The sequence below is a fragment of the Paenibacillus terrae HPL-003 genome (assembly GCF_000235585.1).
Taxonomy (GTDB): Bacteria; Bacillota; Bacilli; order Paenibacillales; family Paenibacillaceae; genus Paenibacillus; species Paenibacillus terrae_B.
The window spans coordinates 3,417,806-3,437,178 of sequence record NC_016641.1; the positions used below are offsets into that span (position 1 = coordinate 3,417,806).

A 19,373-nucleotide genomic window follows, 5' to 3' on the forward strand; every position below is an offset into this window, starting at 1 on the left:
TCATTTCCTCCCTAGAAATATTCCATTTTCTTTCGTCAGTTGAAGGACACCAGTCTGCTTCAGGTTTTGGTTGACATGGATACGAAACATATCGATGGCCTTTCCTACAAGTCGTTCCCTTGCATTCATCGGAGTCGAAATCATATAATCGATCAGGGGTTCCGCTTCGTCTACCATCAGGCGGTCGTCGTAATGGAGCAACAGAAGATTAGAAAAGCATGAAGACAGCAAGTCCATTCCGTTACCTAGGTGGAACCGATGAATCGCTTGATCTAATACGCGAAGATTGGGGTCGAAGGAAGCCGCCAAGTCCTCAAGCTCTTGAAGGTGTTGCGTACTCATCGTCGACGTGCAAACTAGTCCTCCGGGCTTTAGAACACGGTGCATTTCCTCGATCGCTCTGGGGATGTCCGAGACGTGATAAAGCATATTGTTAGCAAGCACCACATCGAATTGCTCTTCGTGAAAAGGGAGCTGTTGGGCGTCAGCCGACAAAAATTTAAACATTGCATTGCTGCTGCCTAAGCGGCAACGTGCTTCCTCCACCATTCCGCTGGAGATATCGGTAAGCGTGATGCGCCAGCTATTGGGAATTCGTTCGGCATTTCTTAACCAAAAGGTCCCGTCACCGCAACCCAACTCGAGAATATGGGCTTCCGGTGTCACCTCCAGTTGATCAAAAATCCAACGATGCCAGCCTTGAGGATTTGTACTGAACTTGTCGTAAAGGTTGATCCGTGTTTGCAAACGAGTGGCCGTCCGATATTGATCCCCCCAATTTTCTTCCTTCTGTACGGCTTGTATAAGCTCCGCGAAGCGATCCAAATCGGATCCATCGGCCAACTTTTCCAAAGCTTTTCGAATAGCATGGACGATATGTTCCGTATGAGCGATCTTCTTCTGGAGAATATCGAGCTGTGCTTCTAACGAATGTCTGATGTCCCTATCGGATATCAACTCTGCGTTTAAGATGTCTTTAATTTCTTGAAGAGATAGCCCGACATACTTCAACGTCTGAATCCGCTGCAGTCGTTTCAGTTCCTTCACTGTATACTTGCGAGCAGAGCCAGAATGATGGTCTTCCGGGGTCAATAGTCCAATCTGATCGTAATATCGCAAAGTTCGGAGTGTCATACCTGTACTTTTGGCAAGCTGCCCAGTCGATAAATAATCTCCTTTGCTCAACAGGTCTCCCTCCTTCCCATGCATTGATTTTCCAGTATAGCCTACTAGGTTAGTATACTTGGTGACGTAACGTCACCAGCAAGTTAAATTTTTCGATAATTGAGTGTGTGGAAAACAGGGACCCTGCTGTATGGTTATCATTACGATTTTGATGAGGAAGGTAGAAGGGGGCCGAAACAGCCCTATTTTTATTCTGTGTAAACGGCCTGTTTTTGCTTTGAGATGGGGTTCGTCGGATAAAGAAACGATACTGATTTACTCAACGCGGATTTAATTTCACCTGTGAGCCTTTGCCGCCCGTCTGGATTCCGGTTTCCTTCATTCCGGCTTCTTTCAGATCGACCAATAGCCGCTCTAACACCGCTTTGGCGGCGGCCGCTTCCTTCGCGCCAGACGATTTTACGACCAACTGCACCGGCTTGCCGGAGCGAAGATGTTTGTCTGCCTGGCGTAGCTTTGTATCGTAATCATGCTCCTCAATATGAGCAGTGAAGCGAAGCTCCTTGACCTTTTCCTTACTGCTCTTTCCAGTCATATTGCCACCGCTCGCCTTGCGTGTTCCGGTTTCCTTCTGAGCGAGTGCTTTTCCCTTGCCCTTAGCTACCAGGCTACATGGCGGAGGACTGCTCATCAGTGATGTACAGACCAGATCCATTCCTTTGGATCGGGCCATAGCCAAGGCTTCCTCTCTCGAGACGATACCGATCTTCTCACCGTTGAGACCAGTAAGCATGATCTCGGAAGCCTTTATTTGCTCGTTGATTAACACTGCCACGTAAATGAAGCCTCCCTTAAAAACAATGATAAAGCTATCATATACGGAACCTGTTTGTGATTCAATTTTGAATTCCGGATAGCGGGCAGAGGGAGCTTTCCTTTCCTTTAGGACAATCTTTGTTGACAAAAATCATCAACCCTTATACTCTTTTAATGATAATGATTATCATTTTCTAATAAAACATATACATATAGGGGTGAATGAGAGAAATGAAAAAGATGTTGAATGGCCTATTGTTGTTTATGGTTTTTGCAATTGTATTGGCGGGCTGCGGATCAGTAGGGGATAACTCGAAGCCGGAAGCCACTTCCGGGTCTGAGCAGACAACCAAAGCGGCCGGGCCGGTTACGGTTAAAGACGATCACGGGGAAGTCAAGCTGGACAAGCCAGCGGAACGTGTCGTTGTCCTGGAATGGGCGTATACCGAAGACCTGATCGCGCTTGGCGTGCAGCCTGTTGGTAATGCGGACAACGCAAACTACAGGCTGTGGATAACGCCGGAGGCGAAACTGGCTGATTCGGTCACTGATATCGGTACACGGAGCGAACCGAATTTGGAAGCGATCGCGGCGCTCAAGCCGGACCTTATTATCTCAAACACAGACAATAATGCAGCGATCTACGCACAGCTTAAGGGAATCGCACCAACGATAGAATACGATTTTTTCAAGGGAAAAGGTTATGATTATGACCGCATGGTTGAAATCTTTAAGCAGATCGCTGTGGCTACTGGAAAAACGGAGCAGGCTGATAAAGTCCTGAATGACCTTGACCAACATTATATTGAAGCAAAGGCTACATTGGAAAAAGCGGATAAAGCAGACTTCCACTATGCGCTGACTCAGGCTTACACAGCTCAAAATGCTGCCAGCCTACGGATGTTCAAGGATAACTCGCTTGTAGTGGAAACGCTTGCGAAAATCGGTATGGTGAATGACTGGAAGTCGGACAAAACCGAGAAATATGGATTCAGTACTGTTGGCATCGAAGCTCTTCCTGCGGTACAAGACAGCCATTTTATCTACATTACGCAGAAGACGGACGATGTATTCGGAGCCGCGATGGAGAACAATTCAGTCTGGAAAGAACTGAATTTCGTCAAAGAAAAACGGACCTATCCACTGGATGGAACAACGTGGACGTTCGGGGGCCCAATCTCATCTAAAGTGCTGGTTGACCAGGTGGTTGGAGTTCTGACGAAATGACCCGAACAGGTACAACGGATTTATCGAAGGCTTGGCGTGCAGGAGGTATTTTTGGGGGCGGCTTGGCCGTCCTTATTGTGCTTTTTTTTGTAAGCTTGTGCTACGGAGAGGCGCCGATCCCGCTGCATACGGTAATCGAGGCGTTGACCCAGCGTCAGAATACGCTTGAGCATAATATGGTTTGGGATCTGCGGATGCCGCGTACGGTCATTGGAATCTTGGCTGGAGGTGCGCTGGCGATCGCTGGTGCATTGTTGCAGGCCATCACCAAAAATCCGTTGGCGGCTTCTGATACGCTCGGAATCAACGCCGGTGCCTACTTTGTGGTTGTGCTTGGCGCGGTGATGTTTCCCGCATTGCTACATCAGGCTCCGTTTCTGTTTGCCGCTATCGGCGGCCTGCTGGCGGCGGTGCTTGCTTACTTTATGGGCGGGGGACGAGCTGGAAGTCCGATCCGGCTGGCGCTTGCTGGCCTCATTGTGTCTATGGTACTCGGTTCGTTTACCGGGGCACTGCATATCTTTTACTCCTTTGAAACGCAGGGATTGTTTCTATGGGGTTCTGGTTCGCTTGTGCAAAACGACTGGAGTGGAACTACTTATGCTTGGCCATGGGTTGTAGGGCTCTCGGTTATCGCGGTTTTGCTGTCGAGGCAATTCGATGTGCTGGATCTGGATGAGTCCACATCTACGTCCCTCGGGCAAAAGGTAGGCTTGACCCGGGTGGCGGGTATTGTATTGGCGGTTCTGCTGTCGACCATTACGGTGAGCGTCATCGGGCCAATTGGTTTTGTGGGTTTGGTGGCTCCGCATTTGGTACGCTTAAGCGGGCTGAAAATGCACCGCTGGGTGCTGCCTGGTTCCTTCCTGTGGGGGGCACTGTTGTTGACGGGTGCTGATGTGCTGGCGAAAATGGTCCACCAATCAAGCATGGATCTGCCGACCGGAGCGGTCATGGCATTGATTGGGGCCCCTTGGTTAATTTGGCTTATCCTGTGGAGGATGAAACTGCCTTCTGGCATCGGGGGACAGTCTTCCATGAATATAGGAGTTCGTTCTCGGAAACTGCCATACGGCAGGCTGGTCACGTTGTTTGCGTGCGGGGCGGTGCTGTTGACTGTATTCAGCCTGATGTTTGGGGGAATGCGCATTCCGGTAAGCGATATGCTGTCTGGCCTGTTCGGCGGTGAAAGTACGAACTCAGCCCTGCTACAGTTCCGAATTCCGCGCACGCTGGTAGCGGCTGGGGCTGGCATTGCGCTTGCAGTCAGCGGCGTCTTAATCCAACTAGCAGTTCGCAATCCATTGGCGGACGCCTCGATCATCGGGGTTTCTTCTGGAGCGGGATTCGGCGCGCTTGCGGTGATCATCGTCTGGCCCGGGCTGCCTGTTTATGTGCTGCCAGTCGCGGCGATCGCCGGAGCGGCAGTTTCGGCGGCGGTGATCTTCTTTCTATCATGGAACAAACATCTGAATCCGTCTGTTGTCATATTACTCGGCATCGCCGTATCAGCGATCGGATCAGCCGGAATCCAGGTGCTAATTATCCAAGGTTCGCTGTGGGGCAGCACCGGTTATATTTGGCTGACGGGTAGTACCTATGCGAGAACCTGGGGACAGGTGACGACGATTCTGGCCTTTCTGCTCGTACTGTTGCCAATAGCCTGGTGGCTAGCTCGGCGTTTCGATCTTCTGGTGTTTGACGATAGCAGCGCTATGGGTCTGGGACTTCCGGTGCGCCGCACCCGTCTGCTGGCGATGGCGGTGGGCGTGCTGCTGGCGGGAGGAGCGGTAGCCTGCGTCGGTACGATTGGCTTCATCGGGCTGATTGCCCCCCATATCGTGCGTACACTGATAGGACACCATGTGCGCCGTTCCCTTGTCTTGTCGAGCATCTTGGGAGCGGTGATGCTGGTGCTGGCAGATACGATCGGACGGACGATTCTTGCACCGATGGAAATTCCTTCCGGTCTGCTGATCGCCCTGATCGGCGCGCCATATTTCCTGTATTTGATGTATCGCTCCAATCGGAGTAAGTCAGTATAGTTGAGTTGTACATAAAAAGGCTGTTTCCAAGCGGATTTTGCGTGGGGAAACAGCCTTCTTTATATAAACAGTAGCAGTTTTATCAGTGAAGACGAGAAGACTCCCTCCTCAAAAGTGTGTAGCTTTAGGTGGGGGATGAATCGTTTTTTTTGTACTCTAAACCGAACGTATGTGCTATAATAACTGCAATGAATGGGGGTGTGTGGTATGCGAGTTGGTCAGGATTTTTCTCCGAAAAATCTTAGACATAAAGCCTATAAGTATCGTATCTATCCTAATCTTGAACAACAAACTCTGATCCATCGGACGTTAGGCTGTTGTCGTTTTGTGTTCAATCATTTCTTAGCCATGTGGAACGATACGTATGCAGCTACTGGCAAGGGTTTGTCGTACAACGCCTGTGCCACACAGCTTCCTGCCTTGAAACAACAATACGACTGGCTCAAGAAAGTCGATAGCATTGCCTTGCAATCGGCGGTACGTAACGTGGCAGACGGCTTTGATCGGTTCTTCCAAAAACAGAATGACTGTCCGCGTTTCAAAAGCCGTAAACATCCTGTCCAAAGCTATACCACCAAGTACACAAATGGAAATATCGCTATCGTGGGCAATCAACTGAAACTGCCCAAGCTGGGATGGATTCGTTTTGCGAACTCCACATCGTGTGAAGGACGTATCCTCTCGGCTACGGTGCGGCGGAATGCGACGGGCAAGTATTTTGTTTCGATGGTTTGTGAAGTCCATATCCAGCAACTACCGCCAACGTACAGCCAGATTGGTATAGATCTGGGACTCAAGACGTTTGCAGTATCCTCGGATGGAATGCGGGTTTCCCATCCGAAAGCCTTGAGACCATATGAAAAGAAGCTGGCGTTTTGGCAGCGCCGCATGGCTCGCCGAATGAAAGGCGGTTCCAATTGGGGAAAAGCCAAACTCCAGGTCGCACGGATCCATGAAAGAATCGCCAGGATACGTCAAGACTTTCTACATAAGCTATCCACCAAGCTGATTCGTGAAAACCAAACGATCAGCATTGAAGATTTAAAGGTGTCCCCTTGCTCAAGAACCCCAAGTTGGCGAAGTCCATCGCCGATGCGTCCTGGAGCGAATTCAGACGACAGCTTACTTATAAAGCCGCATGGTACGGACGCACCATCCAGATCGCGGACACCTTTGCTCCCACGAGTCAAACATGCCACGTCTGTGGAACGCATCACAAAGAGGTGAAGGATCTTTCGGTACGGCAGTGGAGATGCCGATCCTGCGAAACCCTCCATGATCGGGATGAAAATGCAGCTCACAATATCCTTGCGATGAGCAAGGGTGAAGAAACTCCAAAAGAAGCTGCCCTTTCATAGTAAAACAGAACTGCGGGAACCGTAGGGTTCGCTTGGTCCACTTTGAACCGATAGGTTCGATGACCCAAGAATCCCCCACTTCAAGCGTTAGCTAAGTGGTGGGAGTGTTCAAATGCTGTAAATCCTGTAGACGCGTTATCGGTCTATTTTCTGGAGTCTGTGGATGTTCATACATATTGGGATTGGATCGAGGCAGGGGGTACATGTTGCAAAGCCATTCAGTACAAACAAGTAGAGCCTGTAATGACTTTAGCTGAAGCTATTGAACAGGCAGAAGATGAAGCCAGAGACTTGGTTTCAGGCTACCAATATCGTGTGCTATCATGTTTTTAACCATTCACAATTGTCGTTGCATTGAACCATAACCAAAAGAAGTAGATGAAAACGGATTATATCCTGATGGCTGAAACACTTCTTCTTCAAGGCAAAACGTCTGAGGCGCATGATTATCTCAAGAAGGCGTACTCTATTGGAAGTGTGAGAGCATTTCGAGACCAGCCCAAGCTCTATTTGCAGATAGCAAAAAGTAAGGCTTTGGATGAAGAGGATGTGTTACTTCAATTTTCAGCGTTGAATGTAAATGCCAAGCTTTTGAGTGAGATAAAAGGAGACCAACAAAGAAAAGATGAGCGGTGATTATCCATGAAAATTAGCATCAAGTTGAAATTCAGCTTGTTCCTGGCTGTACTGCTTATTCTTGCTCTAGGCGTGCTAAGCTATCTCGTTCTTCAAGGGGTGGAAAAGAACCAGCTGACTCAAACCGAGGTTTATCTGGCCCAGCACGTCAAAACGGTTAATCTCCGGGTGAAGCAGACTTACTATACAGGAACGCGGATGGAGCCGCAGATATTTATGAGGCAGCGGGGCCGGGGACTGGCTACGGAACTGGCCGGATTTACCGGATTGGGAGTCACGCTTTATGATGCGCAGGGACTCCAGGTAGGCACCTCTATTCAAGATCCTCCAGTGGTAGACCAGCAGAATGAAGTGAATGCTGCCCTGGCCTATGCGTTGCACAATAAAATAGCATATCAGGTTGTGGGAGACACACTCCTGTATCTGGCTCCGCTCCAAGGGCCTGAGGAGCAAATGGGGGTAGTGCAGTTGCAATATTCACTCAAAAGTTCGCAGAGTTTTCTGCGCACCCTCCAGAATTTGTTCCTGACTACAGGGATAACTGTGCTTTTACTAAGCTTCATCATCGGATATTTGTATTTTAACCGGGCAGCCGCAGCCATTGGACGGTTGAAAAAGGCGGCAGAGGATATCCGCCGCGCCGAATATATCCAGGCTCCTCCGGTTAGGCGAAAGGATGAGCTGGGCGAGTTGGCCGAGGGCATCTACTTTATGAGCATGGAGATTGAGCAGAGTATTGCTGCCAAGGATGAAGAGCAACGGAAGCTGCAACTGGCTATCCACAAGCTCCAGGCGCTGGAACAGCAGCAGAAGCAATATATCGGCAACATTAGCCATGAATTCAAGACACCGCTGACCTCCATTAAAGCTTACGTAGATCTGTTGAATATGTACGACGATGATCCTAAGCTGCTGTTGGAAGCCAAGGCCAGCATCGCCAAAGAAACTCAGCGGCTATATGAAATGGTGGAGAAGGTGCTACAGGTGTCAGCGCTGGAAAAATATGATTTTGAGTCACAGGCCGAGCTGTTGGAGGTTGCAGAGGGGCTGCGGGATGTTTGTGCACGTATGAGCGGCAAGGCGGAGCGCTTCGGTATCACTATTTCCTGCGATGTGGAGCCAGCCTACATCTGGATTGACAAAGAGAGCTTTATGCATATATTTATTAACTTGCTGGATAATGCGATCAAATACAATGTTCCTCAAGGAACTATTCATGTTCACAGCGAGCTTAGGGACAACCGGGTAAGGATCACGATCCGTGATTCCGGCATAGGCATTCCTAAGGAAGCTGGAGAGAGGATTTTCGAGCCCTTCTACACGGTCAACCGCGACAGATCCAGGCAATCGGGCGGCACGGGACTGGGACTGTCACTGGTGCGCAATTTGGTTGAGAAGCAGAATGGAAGCATTGCGTTGCTGAAGACGGAAGGCGAAGGTTCGGTCTTCGAGCTGTCTTTTCCGGCCACATCTTAATAGGTCTGTTCTGCATCAAAGCTACTCAAAAAGTTTACAGCTTGGAAACAAGCAGCCGTGGTTTGGAAATACTCCTCTGGTATGCTTAGAGCAAGCTAAGGTTACACAAGACTCAAGATTAGGCTTCCACAGCGGGTTTTGTACGAAGTGAATTCAATAATGTCCATGCTGTACAACGTTTTTAGGAGGAATCATGCAATGAACGCAAATATCCACAGCAAGCTGGGCAAGACAGGACTCATACTGCTCGCCACGGTGACTCTTATGTCCATGACCGCTTGTACTGCGGGGAACACGGAGGCGCGGCAGGTCGTAGAGAAGTCCGGCAAAAAGATTACCGTGATGGATAACAACACTGAATCCGTATACACCAAGTTAAAGTTGGAGGGCATTGCTAAGATTGAGGGTGTGCGCGGGATGGATTGGGTGAGTGAAGGCACGCTTGCGGTTGATAAAGAGAACAGGAAGCTGTCCCCCGAGATGATTGAGGGAGAAAAACGTTATCCACATAACCTCTATCAATATGATCTTGCTTCCAATGGGGAGACGCCGCTGCTGGAGGGGGAGAAAAGCTACGGATTTGCCAAGCTGTCTCCTGACAGGAAGTATATGCTTTATCAGCAGGTGTATGAATCCACAGGAACCGGCTACATCATGAATCTTGAAACTGGCGTTTCCGTGAAAATGGTCGAAGCAGAGTTTATGGCTGGGGAAGGTGTATGGGAGAATACAAATCACGTTATTTTTCCCAATATGGAAGGGGACATTATCAGGGCTGATGTGAATGGAAAGAGTGAAGTGGCGGTCAAGACTGGACAGAGAAGTGTTTCTAGCGTAGCTCCGTCGGGAAATACGATCTACTATGTCGCTATGGGGGAATTGATCGCCTATGATATCGAAACCAAGCAATCCGAAGTTCTGAAAAAAGACGTCTGGGTGGTACTTCCTTCCCCGGATGGCAGCACGCTGGCGGTTGTTAAACACACCAAACCCGGGGAGAACGTATTGGTTCTCTGCGATACCAAAGGGAAAGAGCTGTCCACATTAGCCACGGGTATGCAACTGTTCGGTACAAGCTGGTCTCCGGATGGCAGCAAGCTGGCCTATGCGGTTTCTGAGGATGGAGATAAATACCGTTTTTTCATTACAGAAGCAGAAACAGGGGAGCAAACTCCGGTCTTGGGCGATAATAGCATAAGTGACCAGCTACGCTGGAGCCCTTCCGGTAAAAAGCTGCTGATTCCAACAGGGGTCATGAAGGACACTGGATATCAATCTACGGCTTATGTAATCAAGTTATCTTAAGCAAAAATAATTAAATTTTGGGAATAAGAAGGGGATTACGAACGCGATGCAAATAACAGAAGTACTCTTAAATACACACAGATTTGAAGCTATGAAAGCTTTTTACGGCTCTCTCTTAGGTCTGGAAGTTCTGGAGGAATCCGCTTCACGGTTATCCTTTGGAGCTGGCGAATCGGTTCTTGCTCTTCAGGAAAATTCCCTCATGGAGAATGAGTTTTATCACGTTGCGTTTGCGATTCCAACCAATAAGTTCATAGAGGCAAAACAATGGGTAATCGACCGGGGCATCTCATTGATTTCAAGAACCGGAGAGGATGAGTTTCTTTTCGAAAATTGGAATGCAACAGCACTTTACTTCTATGATCCTGATTATAACCTCATCGAGTTCATTGCTCACCATTCGCTCGACAACGCAGTAGATGAAGCTTTCGGGCCAAAGCATCTACTTCGGATAAGTGAGATTGGCCTTCCAGTCGACAATGTTCCAGAATTTTGCAAAACAATCACAGAAATGTTCCAAATTGATTCATGGGGTGAGGCCGGTCAGCAATTTACTCCGCTAGGGGACGCTGAAGGATTATTGATAGTAATAGACAAGCAGCGGCCTTGGTTCCCGGACGATAGGATGCCGTGCGGGTCTAACACCAAGATCGTGATTAAAGGTGCGTGTTCTGCCAGTCTATCGCTTCAAAATGGCTTGTATGAATTGAGATCAACCGGATTTAATTAGACAAGGTGATTAGCAAAAAGGCATACTTTTTGAAACAAAAAAGAGTGGCCCTAAATGGGCCACGAGTATCTGTTCACATAAAGTGTATAAAAGGTTTATTATATCTATAATTATCCCAAAATAAATATGGCTCAGCGAACCATTTTTATTTCTTTGGCAAGTTCGGATAACTTTTGATTTCTAAGATGCTCATCCATTTTGGTCTCCGCTGAAACCATTACTTTTTGAATCAAGCATTCTGCTTCATGGTTCATACAACAGTCGAACAAAGAAGTTGTGCCTTCAATCGCATGAATAACATCTAGAAACGAAATATCCTCCCAGTTTCGCTTCAATCTATAACCGCCATTGGCACCCGAAGTAGATTCAATCATTCCCGCCTTGACCAACTTGGTTAGTATTTTGGACAAGTAAGTAGGCGAAACCCCTTGTCGATCCGCCAACTGTTGTACACCAACAGGCTTGTTATTAGGGGTTGATCCTACCAGAAAGAGCATGGTGTGAAGGGCATAGTTCGTCGCTTTAGAATACTTCATGCTCGGTGATCACCTCAATTCAGGATTTAATCTATATATAATATCCTTTATAATGCGGCATCGTCAAATTTTGAATGCTCCGACATACGCTATCCAAGTATTTGAACATGGTAACGTTGATAATCGGACTTGTATTATCGAACGAGCCCCATATGATCCTGACCTGACCAATAATTGGGTTTACACAAATTTGGTATCAAATACGCCTCTAATATTCAATACGTATCCACGGACGTCCACACTCACCCGCAAATACTGCATAAAATATCCCGGATGAACAAAGAGGAGGTGCAGTGAGAACAATGATACACGTGGAACCCGTACAAGTGGGTGAGCATACATTTATCGGAGTTGAGGTCAAACTGCCTAAAACAACGCTGTTGACCATCTCCAACTCCCGTGGTTACATCATGTGCGGCGCACTGGATGTCGGATTGTTGAATGAACGGCTGGGAGATCGGAAAATTCTTGCCGCACGAGCTGTGGGTGTAAAAACGCTGCGCGAATTGTTGGAAGCACCCATGGAGTCGGTGACGACGGAAGCGGAGCAGCTTGGAATTAAGCCCGGTATGCCGGGGTATGAGACACTTTTGAAGCTGGTTTAAGCCGAGCATTTGCTGCACGAAGGTAGAAAAACGCGAAAAAACCGGGGCTGCTTCGCTCCGGTTTTTTCAATAGAAAAGTTACATTTTATCAAGTAAAAGGATTCAGCCTCCATACGAGCTGCATGGCCTAGCAGACGAATTACTCTGCAAATAAAGCGGGCAGGCTGTTGCTAAAGGGAGCTTGGACGATCCCTTTTTCGGTAATGATGGCGGTAATGTATTCATGAGGCGTAATGTCGAAAGCCGGGTTATAGACCTTGATGCCCTGTGGGGCTGTCCTTTTGCCAAAGCTCTCGGTGACTTCCTCCGCAGGGCGCTCCTCGATGGGAATGTCTGCGCCTGTTGCCGTATGCAAATCAATCGTAGATAGCGGCGAAGCTACATAAAAAGGGATGCCATGTGCCTTGGCTAGCACAGCTAAGCTGTAGGTGCCGATTTTGTTGGCGACATCGCCATTAGCCGCCACTCTGTCCGTGCCGACGATGACGGCCTGAACCCAGCCCTTGGCCATGACCATACCCGCCATGTTGTCACACAACAGGGTTACATCAATGCCAGCCTGCTGAAGCTCAAAAGCGGTCAGGCGTGCGCCTTGGAGCACGGGGCGCGTTTCGTCGGCAAACACTTTCAGGTGTATGCCATTCTCATGTGCGAGATACATGGGCGCGAGTGCTGTCCCGTATTTCGCTGTCGCCAGTCCGCCTGCATTGCAGTGAGTGAGCACGCCCATACCGTCTTCGAATAGAGGTAAAGCATGGACGCCGATCAGGCGGCATACTTCTTCATCCTCTGACTGAATGGATATAGCTTCACGCTCCAATCCGGCATTCCAATCCTCGATCCATCCGTTCGCTTCGGCGGTTAGTTCTTTGGCCCGCTTCTTCATGCGGTCCAGCGCCCAAAACAGGTTCACCGCGGTTGGTCGAGATGTAGCCAAATGCCCGCAAACGCTGTGTACATGCTCCAACCATCCAGCAGCATCGGTTCCGCCGTAAGCGGATGCACCCAGCACGACGCCGTAGGCCGCAGCCATTCCGATGGCTGGCGCACCGCGTACCTTCATGACATGGATGCCATCCCACACTTCCTCGGCTGTGAACAAATCCAGCATCACGATGGATTCGGGAAGCAGGCGCTGGTCCAGCATGGACAAGTGGTCACCTTTCCATACCAGCGACGAGAGAGCTTGGCCGGGCACTATGGCTTCATTGGAAGCTTCAGTCGCAGTTTCCTTATTTTCACTCATATCTATTAAGCTCCTTTAGTTTGGGCAGCCGTTGCTGTCTGAATAATGTCTCTCAATTCACGGATCGAATGCACCTCGCGATTGCGGAGAACCAAGGCTTTTCCTATAGATAACGCCAGTCTTTCCGCTGCTTCCTTAATCACAGGATCGGCAATCGTGTCTATATCGGCCACATGCGACAAACTGATGATCCGACGGATGACCTTGCAGCCTGCAAAGCCAATCGTATCTTGCAGCACTTTCTGGAGGTACAAGTCCTGATATCCCGGCGTGCGGGCCATGTGGTCAGTAACATGCTCGTCCCACAGTGTGCGGAACCCGCTCTCAAACTGCTCCCATACCTGAATGGCAGTCTCTAAAAGCCAGTCACGGCGTTTCTGTATAGCTGTCTCGCCAGAAGTCCATCCAGGTTGTGCTGCGTAGTTCAACAGCAGATTGGCAATCACCGCTCCGATATCAAAGCCCATCGGTCCGTAGTAGGCAAACTCGGGATCAATGACTTTAGTGGACTCCGCTGTTACAAAAATACTGCCTGTATGAAGATCGCCGTGCAGTAGCGCTTCTGTCCTCGTCAGAAATTTCTCGCGCAGCAAAGCTACTTCCAGATGAATTGCCTGATCTGTACGTAGCGCCGCTGCTTCGTCTTCGATATAGGAACCATAGTTGTTATTGTCTGAAAACCGATAAGGCTCGTCCAGAATAAGATCCTCGGTGATTTTACAAAGATCCGGGTTGATAAAGCGCTTGACCAGCTCTTTTTTGTCCTGCTGATTCATGCCCAGATCGGAGGTGAAAAAGAGCGTACGCGCCAGAAACTCTCCAATATGGTCAGCAAAATGCGGATAAGTGTTTCCTTCGATTAATCCTTTGCGCATGATTGTGTACGAGCTTAGATCCTCCATCACAGTCAAGGCGAGTTCATCATCATAGCCAAGCACCGCAGGAACCAGCTCAGGGCAAATGTGGTGCTCCTTTTGAAGTGCCTCGCGTTCAATACGGGCACGATCAAGTGACAACGGCCAGGATTCACCTACGATTTTCACATAGGGAAGCGCCTGTTTGGCAATGATACTCTTGTCAGATTCAGAATCCGTAATATGAAAAACCAGATTCAGGTTGCCGTCACCGATTTCGCGGCATTCCAGACGAGCATCCTGACTAAAAAATCCGGGGATGTTCTTCACAAATTCAATTGCTTCTTCCGTCGTTAAAGCATGATATTGGGACAACGAAGTCACCTCCATAAATTGTGCATACATCAATGATGAGAAATACTACAAGATTAAACCAACCATTTTGCTTGGATAGAGCCAAGTATAACGAAAATCGTTTGAGTTTTGTACATTTTTTTTGTGGGGCGGCGGAATAGGGGGAAGGAACGTTAGATTTTGTTTCGTCTTCATATGAGAAGGGTAAATAATAAACAGACGTCCGGCAGGCAAAATACCATGCCCGCTGGCGTCTTCCCGTCAGAAGGATGGTGGATGAATACGTAAACGTTCCTGAATGATCAATTTGATGAAAAAGGAAGGGATTTATCATGGCTAAGACAACAAGCAACTCGAAAAATACGCAAACGAAATCGGTGGAAGAACTGTTAAACCGCCAGGTCGCTAACCTGAATGTATTATATGTGAAGATTCATAACTATCATTGGTATGTAAAAGGATCCAACTTTTTCACACTGCATGTTAAATTTGAAGAGCTATATAATGAAATTACGCTAAAAATGGACGAGATTGCTGAACGCCTGCTGGCGCTGAAAGGTTCTCCTTCCGCAACGTTGAAAGAATATCTGGAGCTGTCCTCAATTCACGAGGCAAGCGGCAATGAGGATGCGCCGAAAATGGTGCAAACGCTGATCGAGGACTTTGCCACCGTCTGTGAGGAATTTCAGGAAGGGATTGAGCTGGCAGAAAGTACATCTGATCAGCCAACCGCAGATTTACTGACTGGTTATAAGTCGGATCTGGAGAAACATATGTGGATGCTTCGCTCTTATCTGGGCTAACCGGAAAAATGAAAATAAGTACTACACATGTAAAAACGCTACTGACGTCATATTGTCGGTAGCGTTTTTATGGCTGAAAAAGACAATTTACAGTATTTTAAATGCTTGTTCATAGATGAGAAGCAATTATGATTGGATATGCGGTTATGATGAAGAATTACGCTATAATAAAATGAGGAAGCAGACTATCACGGTAAAGTTGCACCTTTCTTCTTCATTGTTCAACACGTTGTCTTTTGAACACACTTCATAATTTAATCAGGTTCGTGTGTTATTTTGCCATTTGTGTGCTGAGTAGCATGAATATTTTATGAAAAAAGGCACATAACGTGTGTCTGTTGGTTGCACCCTTAAAGATATTTATTATAAAATAGCTTGAGAATCATTGAGAATCAGTTTAGAATGATTATAAATAAATTTTTAAATATTTCGCTTGCTTGAAATCAGGGGGCTCCCCTGTTTAAATATACTTTCTGATTTCGACACCACACTACAAATTTTGGAGGGTATTCCGAATATGGCTACAAACTTTAAGATTGAAGGTCTCAAAGCGACCATTGAAGGCAAGGAAATTCTGAAAGGCATCAACCTCGAAATGAAGGGCGGAGAAATCCATGCCATCATGGGTCCTAACGGAACGGGTAAAAGTACATTGGCTTCTGCTTTGATGGGTCATCCCAAATATGAAGTCACAGATGGCCAAGTAACTTTGGACGGAGAAGATGTTCTGGACATGGAAGTGGATGAGCGCGCACGTGCGGGATTGTTCCTGGCTATGCAGTATCCGAGTGAAATTGCAGGGGTAACCAACTCCGACTTTTTGCGTAGTGCAATTAACGCACGCCGTGAAGAAGGACAGGAAATTTCCTTGATTAAATTTATCCGCCAAATGGAAAGCAAAATGAAGGAACTCGAAATGAATCCTGAGTTTGCTCACCGTTACCTGAACGAAGGTTTCTCCGGTGGTGAGAAAAAACGGAATGAAATTTTGCAAATGATGATGATTGATCCGAAAATCGTCATTCTTGACGAAATCGACTCCGGTCTGGATATTGACGCCTTGAGAATCGTGGCTAGCGGTGTCAATGCTATGCGTTCCGAAGAGCGCGGTTTCCTCATCATTACTCACTACCAGCGTCTGTTGAATTACGTTAAGCCAGATTTCGTACATGTCATGATGCAAGGACGCATCGTTAAATCCGGTGGACCTGAGCTGGCTGAGCGTCTGGAAGCAGACGGTTACGACTGGATCAAGGAAGAACTGGGCATCGTTGATGAAACTGTAGGACAAGAGGCGTAAGCCGGAAGCGAGGAGGAAAACTAATGAGTACACAAACAATCCTTCCGGTAGATTCCGAGCAACTGCGTGTTCTGTCCGAACGTAATGGCGAGCCGTCATGGCTGGCCGCAGACAGACAAAAAGCACTTGAGCTTGCAGGCAAACTGGAGCTTCCGGTATTTGAAAAAACCAAAATCGAACGTTGGAATCTCAACGATTACGGTCAACATAAAAACAGCGAGGCGATTGCATCACTGGGGCAGGTTCCCGCAGCGATTGCCGATCTGGTAAAAGATCAGCAGGAGGGCGGTCTGATTATCCAGCGCAACTCCGGCGCGGTATATGTGAAGCTGAGCGAGAAATTGGCAGCGCAAGGTGTTATTTTCACGGATTTGCAAACGGCGGTTAAGGAGCATGGTGATCTCGTTAAAGCTCATCTGAATACGGTCATTAAGACGGACGAAAATTCATTGTCCGCGCTGCACGCAGCGATCTGGAACGGTGGAGTATTCGCTTATGTGCCTAAAAATGTGGAGTTAAATGTTCCGCTTCAGGCTGTTTTCCTGACAGATGATGCGACAGCAACCTTTGCACCTCACGTATTGCTCATTGTTGAAAGCAATAGCTCCGTAACGTACGTAGACAACTATGTATCTGCGGATTTGGCAGCACCTGTCATTCATAATGGCGCGGTAGAAGTGGTAGCGAATGCAGGAGCCAAGGTTCGCTATGCAACGGTGCATCAGCTTGGAGAGCAAGTAACGGATATTTCGATTCGCCGTGCTACGTTGGGGAACGATGCAGCTATCGAATGGATTGTCGGAGAAATGAACTACGGCAATACAGCGAGCAATACGATGTCCGTGCTGAAAGGCAACGGCTCCAACTCGGATGCCAAGATTATTGCTGTAGGTTCCGGCTCGCAAAAGCTGAACTATACGACACAAGCACAGCATTTTGGCAAAAGTTCGGCCAGCCAGATGATTACACGCGCAGTTATGCGTGAGAATGCATCTTCCATTATTAACGGTATTACGAAAATTGAAAAAGGTGCTACCAAAGCAGACGGCCAGCAAACAGAACGTGTTCTCATGCTTAGCCCGAAAGCGCGTGGTGACGCTAACCCGATCCTGCTGATTGATGAGGATGATGTGACCGCGGGTCACGCAGCTTCGGTTGGTCAGGTGAACCGTGAACAAGTGTATTACTTGATGTCCCGCGGGATTAGCCGTGCAGAAGCTGAACGCTTGATTATTTATGGCTTCCTGGCACCTGTTGTTTCTGAAATTCCGCTTGAAGGACTTCAACAGCAGCTGCAAAGCCTTGTTGAAAGGAAGTTGGGCCAATGAATACTGCATTGATCCGTGAACAATTCCCGATTTTACATCAGGAGATTAACGGTCATCCCCTGGTTTATTTGGATAATGCGGCCACTTCACAAAAACCGCTGGCGGTCATTGAGGCGATCAAGCATTACTACGAATATGATAATTCGAACGTTCACCGTGGAGTGCATACCCTGGGCAGCCGTGCTACGGATGCTTATGAAGGTGCGCGGGAGAAAGTAGCCCGCTTTCTGAATGCGAAGCGCAGTCAGGAAATTATTTTCACAAGAGGAACTACAACGGCGCTGAATCTGGTCGCTTCTTCCTATGGTAGAGCCAACTGTCAGGAAGGTGATGAGATTGTCATCACACCGATGGAGCATCACAGCAATCTGATTCCGTGGCAACAGGTAGCCAAAGCCACAGGCGCAACTTTAAAATATATTCCGCTTCAAGAGGATGGTAGCGTTGATCTTGCTGACGTGGAAAAAACCATTACAGAAAACACCAAAATTGTAGCTATTGCGCATGTCTCCAATGTGCTTGGCGTTGTGAATCCTGTCAAAGAAATTGCTGCTATTGCACATCGCAAAGGTGCGATCATCGTCGTAGATGGTGCGCAAAGCACGCCGCATATGAAAGTAGACGTACAAGACATAGATGCTGACTTCTATGCCTTTTCTGGTCACAAAATGTGTGGTCCTACAGGGATCGGGGCATTGTACGGCAAAAAGGCGCTGTTGGAAAATATGGAGCCGATTGAGTTCGGCGGGGAAATGATCGACGATGTGGGATTGTATGAATCCACATGGAAGGAGCTGCCTTGGAAATTCGAAGGTGGAACCCCGATTATTGCCGGGGCCGTTGGCTTGGGGGCAGCTATTGATTTTCTGGAAAGCATCGGTCTGGACGCAATCGCACAGCATGAAAGCCGCCTGGTCAACTATGCTCTCGGGCGTCTGCGTGAAGTGGATGGCCTGAAAATTTACGGGCCTGCGGAACGTCATGTGGGACTCGTAACATTCAATTTGGATGATGTGCACCCGCATGATGTAGCTACTGTACTGGATAGCAAAGGGGTAGCGGTACGTGCGGGCCATCATTGCTGTCAGCCATTGATGCGCTGGCTGAAAGCTAGTGCAACCGCACGAGCCAGCTTTTACCTTTATAACACGGAAGCAGATGTCGACGCTCTGGTCAGCGCCTTAATCCAAACAAAGGAGTATTTTGGCGATGCAACTTGATGACTTGTACCGACGCGTAATTATGGATCATTATAAAAATCCGCGGAATCGCGGACGTTTTGAGGATGACGTGGTCACCGTAGATTTGAACAATCCTACGTGTGGTGACCGGATTTCTCTTCAGCTCAAGACGAAGGACGGCGTTGTCGAGGATGCCCGTTTTACAGGGGAAGGCTGTTCAATCAGTATGTCCTCGGCTTCGATGATGACAGAGGCGGTTAAGGGAAAAACGATTGATCAGGCGCTGGATATGGCGAATCGCTTCTCTTCTCTGATGAAGGGTGAAGCCGTTGAATTCGACGATTATGAAGAACTGGAAGCTTTGTCAGGTGTTAATAAGTTCCCGGCCCGTATCAAATGTGCGACTTTGGCTTGGAACGCGCTGCGCAAAGGAATTGATGAATAATAA

The 19,373-nt window shown here is 48.1% G+C and carries 17 protein-coding genes and 1 pseudogene; 13 read left to right on the forward strand and 5 right to left on the reverse strand.

The window, feature by feature from the left end:
* Positions 1 to 1,185, reverse strand: coding sequence for a MerR family transcriptional regulator (locus HPL003_RS15615; RefSeq protein ID WP_014280650.1), 1,185 nt, complete (start codon positions 1,183 to 1,185; stop codon positions 1 to 3).
* 259 nt (positions 1,186 to 1,444) lie between these two features.
* A complete protein-coding gene (gene infC, locus HPL003_RS15620) occupies positions 1,445 to 1,960 on the reverse strand; it encodes a translation initiation factor IF-3 (RefSeq protein ID WP_043922743.1) in 516 nt (171 codons plus the stop codon).
* A 212-nt stretch (positions 1,961 to 2,172) separates the two neighbouring features.
* On the opposite strand from infC, the gene HPL003_RS15625 reads away from it, so the two are divergent.
* From HPL003_RS15625 to HPL003_RS15655, 7 genes and pseudogenes are all read left to right on the forward strand, one after another.
* Positions 2,173 to 3,168, forward strand: a complete 996-nt coding sequence (locus HPL003_RS15625; protein WP_014280652.1) for an ABC transporter substrate-binding protein — start codon at positions 2,173 to 2,175, stop codon at positions 3,166 to 3,168.
* Positions 3,165 to 5,213 (forward strand): iron ABC transporter permease, encoded by a 2,049-nt coding sequence (locus HPL003_RS15630; RefSeq protein WP_014280653.1) that lies wholly within the window; start codon positions 3,165 to 3,167, stop codon positions 5,211 to 5,213. The genes HPL003_RS15625 and HPL003_RS15630 overlap by 4 nt, the downstream gene beginning before the upstream one ends.
* 207 nt (positions 5,214 to 5,420) lie before the next feature.
* Positions 5,421 to 6,571: pseudogene (gene tnpB, locus HPL003_RS15635) on the forward strand (IS200/IS605 family element RNA-guided endonuclease TnpB).
* A 399-nt stretch (positions 6,572 to 6,970) separates the two neighbouring features.
* Complete coding sequence (locus HPL003_RS15640) at positions 6,971 to 7,207, forward strand: hypothetical protein (RefSeq protein WP_238533382.1); 237 nt, start codon at positions 6,971 to 6,973, stop codon at positions 7,205 to 7,207.
* Between the two features lie 6 nt (positions 7,208 to 7,213).
* Entirely contained in the window at positions 7,214 to 8,683 is a 1,470-nt protein-coding gene (locus HPL003_RS15645) for a sensor histidine kinase (RefSeq protein WP_014280657.1), read from the forward strand.
* A 198-nt stretch (positions 8,684 to 8,881) separates the two neighbouring features.
* Positions 8,882 to 9,988, forward strand: a complete 1,107-nt coding sequence (locus HPL003_RS15650; protein WP_014280658.1) for a PD40 domain-containing protein — start codon at positions 8,882 to 8,884, stop codon at positions 9,986 to 9,988.
* A gap of 46 nt (positions 9,989 to 10,034) precedes the next feature.
* Entirely contained in the window at positions 10,035 to 10,718 is a 684-nt protein-coding gene (locus tag HPL003_RS15655; protein WP_014280659.1) for a VOC family protein, read from the forward strand.
* Between the two features lie 131 nt (positions 10,719 to 10,849).
* Here HPL003_RS15655 and HPL003_RS15660 read toward each other — a convergent pair whose 3' ends face one another.
* On the reverse strand, positions 10,850 to 11,254 hold the full coding sequence (locus HPL003_RS15660) for an Rrf2 family transcriptional regulator (protein ID WP_014280660.1): 405 nt from the start codon (positions 11,252 to 11,254) through the stop codon (positions 10,850 to 10,852).
* Between the two features lie 302 nt (positions 11,255 to 11,556).
* Here HPL003_RS15660 and HPL003_RS15665 point away from each other — a divergent pair, with 302 nt between their 5' ends.
* The gene (locus tag HPL003_RS15665) at positions 11,557 to 11,859 is read left to right on the forward strand and encodes a YunC family protein (protein WP_014280661.1); all 303 of its coding nucleotides are present in this window, start codon (positions 11,557 to 11,559) and stop codon (positions 11,857 to 11,859) included.
* Positions 11,860 to 11,998: 139 nt separating this feature from the next.
* On the opposite strand, the gene mtnA is transcribed toward HPL003_RS15665, so the two are convergent.
* Entirely contained in the window at positions 11,999 to 13,105 is a 1,107-nt protein-coding gene (mtnA, locus tag HPL003_RS15670; RefSeq protein ID WP_014280662.1) for an S-methyl-5-thioribose-1-phosphate isomerase, read from the reverse strand.
* 5 nt (positions 13,106 to 13,110) lie between these two features.
* Complete coding sequence (gene mtnK, locus HPL003_RS15675; RefSeq protein WP_014280663.1) at positions 13,111 to 14,334, reverse strand: S-methyl-5-thioribose kinase; 1,224 nt, start codon at positions 14,332 to 14,334, stop codon at positions 13,111 to 13,113.
* Positions 14,335 to 14,645: 311 nt separating this feature from the next.
* Between mtnK and HPL003_RS15680 the strand changes: the two genes are divergently transcribed.
* The 5 genes from HPL003_RS15680 (at position 14,646) to sufU (ending at position 19,370) form a co-directional block, all read left to right on the forward strand.
* Positions 14,646 to 15,116, forward strand: a complete 471-nt coding sequence (locus HPL003_RS15680; RefSeq protein WP_014280664.1) for a Dps family protein — start codon at positions 14,646 to 14,648, stop codon at positions 15,114 to 15,116.
* Positions 15,117 to 15,633: 517 nt separating this feature from the next.
* Complete coding sequence (gene sufC, locus HPL003_RS15685; RefSeq protein WP_014280665.1) at positions 15,634 to 16,416, forward strand: Fe-S cluster assembly ATPase SufC; 783 nt, start codon at positions 15,634 to 15,636, stop codon at positions 16,414 to 16,416.
* Positions 16,417 to 16,439: 23 nt separating this feature from the next.
* Complete coding sequence (gene sufD, locus HPL003_RS15690) at positions 16,440 to 17,744, forward strand: Fe-S cluster assembly protein SufD (RefSeq protein ID WP_014280666.1); 1,305 nt, start codon at positions 16,440 to 16,442, stop codon at positions 17,742 to 17,744.
* A complete protein-coding gene (locus HPL003_RS15695) occupies positions 17,741 to 18,964 on the forward strand; it encodes a cysteine desulfurase (RefSeq protein ID WP_014280667.1) in 1,224 nt (407 codons plus the stop codon). The genes sufD and HPL003_RS15695 overlap by 4 nt, the downstream gene beginning before the upstream one ends.
* The gene (sufU, locus tag HPL003_RS15700) at positions 18,954 to 19,370 is read left to right on the forward strand and encodes a Fe-S cluster assembly sulfur transfer protein SufU (protein WP_014280668.1); all 417 of its coding nucleotides are present in this window, start codon (positions 18,954 to 18,956) and stop codon (positions 19,368 to 19,370) included. The genes HPL003_RS15695 and sufU overlap by 11 nt, the downstream gene beginning before the upstream one ends.
* Positions 19,371 to 19,373 lie beyond the last annotated feature (3 nt).

What these genes read in the sequence shown, in the direction of transcription:
- HPL003_RS15625 (WP_014280652.1), top strand. Translation starts at nt 2,173, where the DNA reads ATGAAAAAGATGTTGAATGGCCTATTGTTGTTTATGGTTTTTGCAATT.
- HPL003_RS15630 (WP_014280653.1), top strand. Translation starts at nt 3,165, where the DNA reads ATGACCCGAACAGGTACAACGGATTTATCGAAGGCTTGGCGTGCAGGA.
- HPL003_RS15640 (WP_238533382.1), top strand. Translation starts at nt 6,971, where the DNA reads ATGGCTGAAACACTTCTTCTTCAAGGCAAAACGTCTGAGGCGCATGAT.
- HPL003_RS15645 (WP_014280657.1), top strand. Translation starts at nt 7,214, where the DNA reads ATGAAAATTAGCATCAAGTTGAAATTCAGCTTGTTCCTGGCTGTACTG.
- HPL003_RS15650 (WP_014280658.1), top strand. Translation starts at nt 8,882, where the DNA reads ATGAACGCAAATATCCACAGCAAGCTGGGCAAGACAGGACTCATACTG.
- HPL003_RS15655 (WP_014280659.1), top strand. Translation starts at nt 10,035, where the DNA reads ATGCAAATAACAGAAGTACTCTTAAATACACACAGATTTGAAGCTATG.
- HPL003_RS15660 (WP_014280660.1), bottom strand. Translation starts at nt 11,254, where the DNA reads ATGAAGTATTCTAAAGCGACGAACTATGCCCTTCACACCATGCTCTTT.
- HPL003_RS15665 (WP_014280661.1), top strand. Translation starts at nt 11,557, where the DNA reads ATGATACACGTGGAACCCGTACAAGTGGGTGAGCATACATTTATCGGA.
- mtnA (WP_014280662.1), bottom strand. Translation starts at nt 13,105, where the DNA reads ATGAGTGAAAATAAGGAAACTGCGACTGAAGCTTCCAATGAAGCCATA.
- HPL003_RS15680 (WP_014280664.1), top strand. Translation starts at nt 14,646, where the DNA reads ATGGCTAAGACAACAAGCAACTCGAAAAATACGCAAACGAAATCGGTG.
- sufC (WP_014280665.1), top strand. Translation starts at nt 15,634, where the DNA reads ATGGCTACAAACTTTAAGATTGAAGGTCTCAAAGCGACCATTGAAGGC.
- sufD (WP_014280666.1), top strand. Translation starts at nt 16,440, where the DNA reads ATGAGTACACAAACAATCCTTCCGGTAGATTCCGAGCAACTGCGTGTT.
- HPL003_RS15695 (WP_014280667.1), top strand. Translation starts at nt 17,741, where the DNA reads ATGAATACTGCATTGATCCGTGAACAATTCCCGATTTTACATCAGGAG.
- sufU (WP_014280668.1), top strand. Translation starts at nt 18,954, where the DNA reads ATGCAACTTGATGACTTGTACCGACGCGTAATTATGGATCATTATAAA.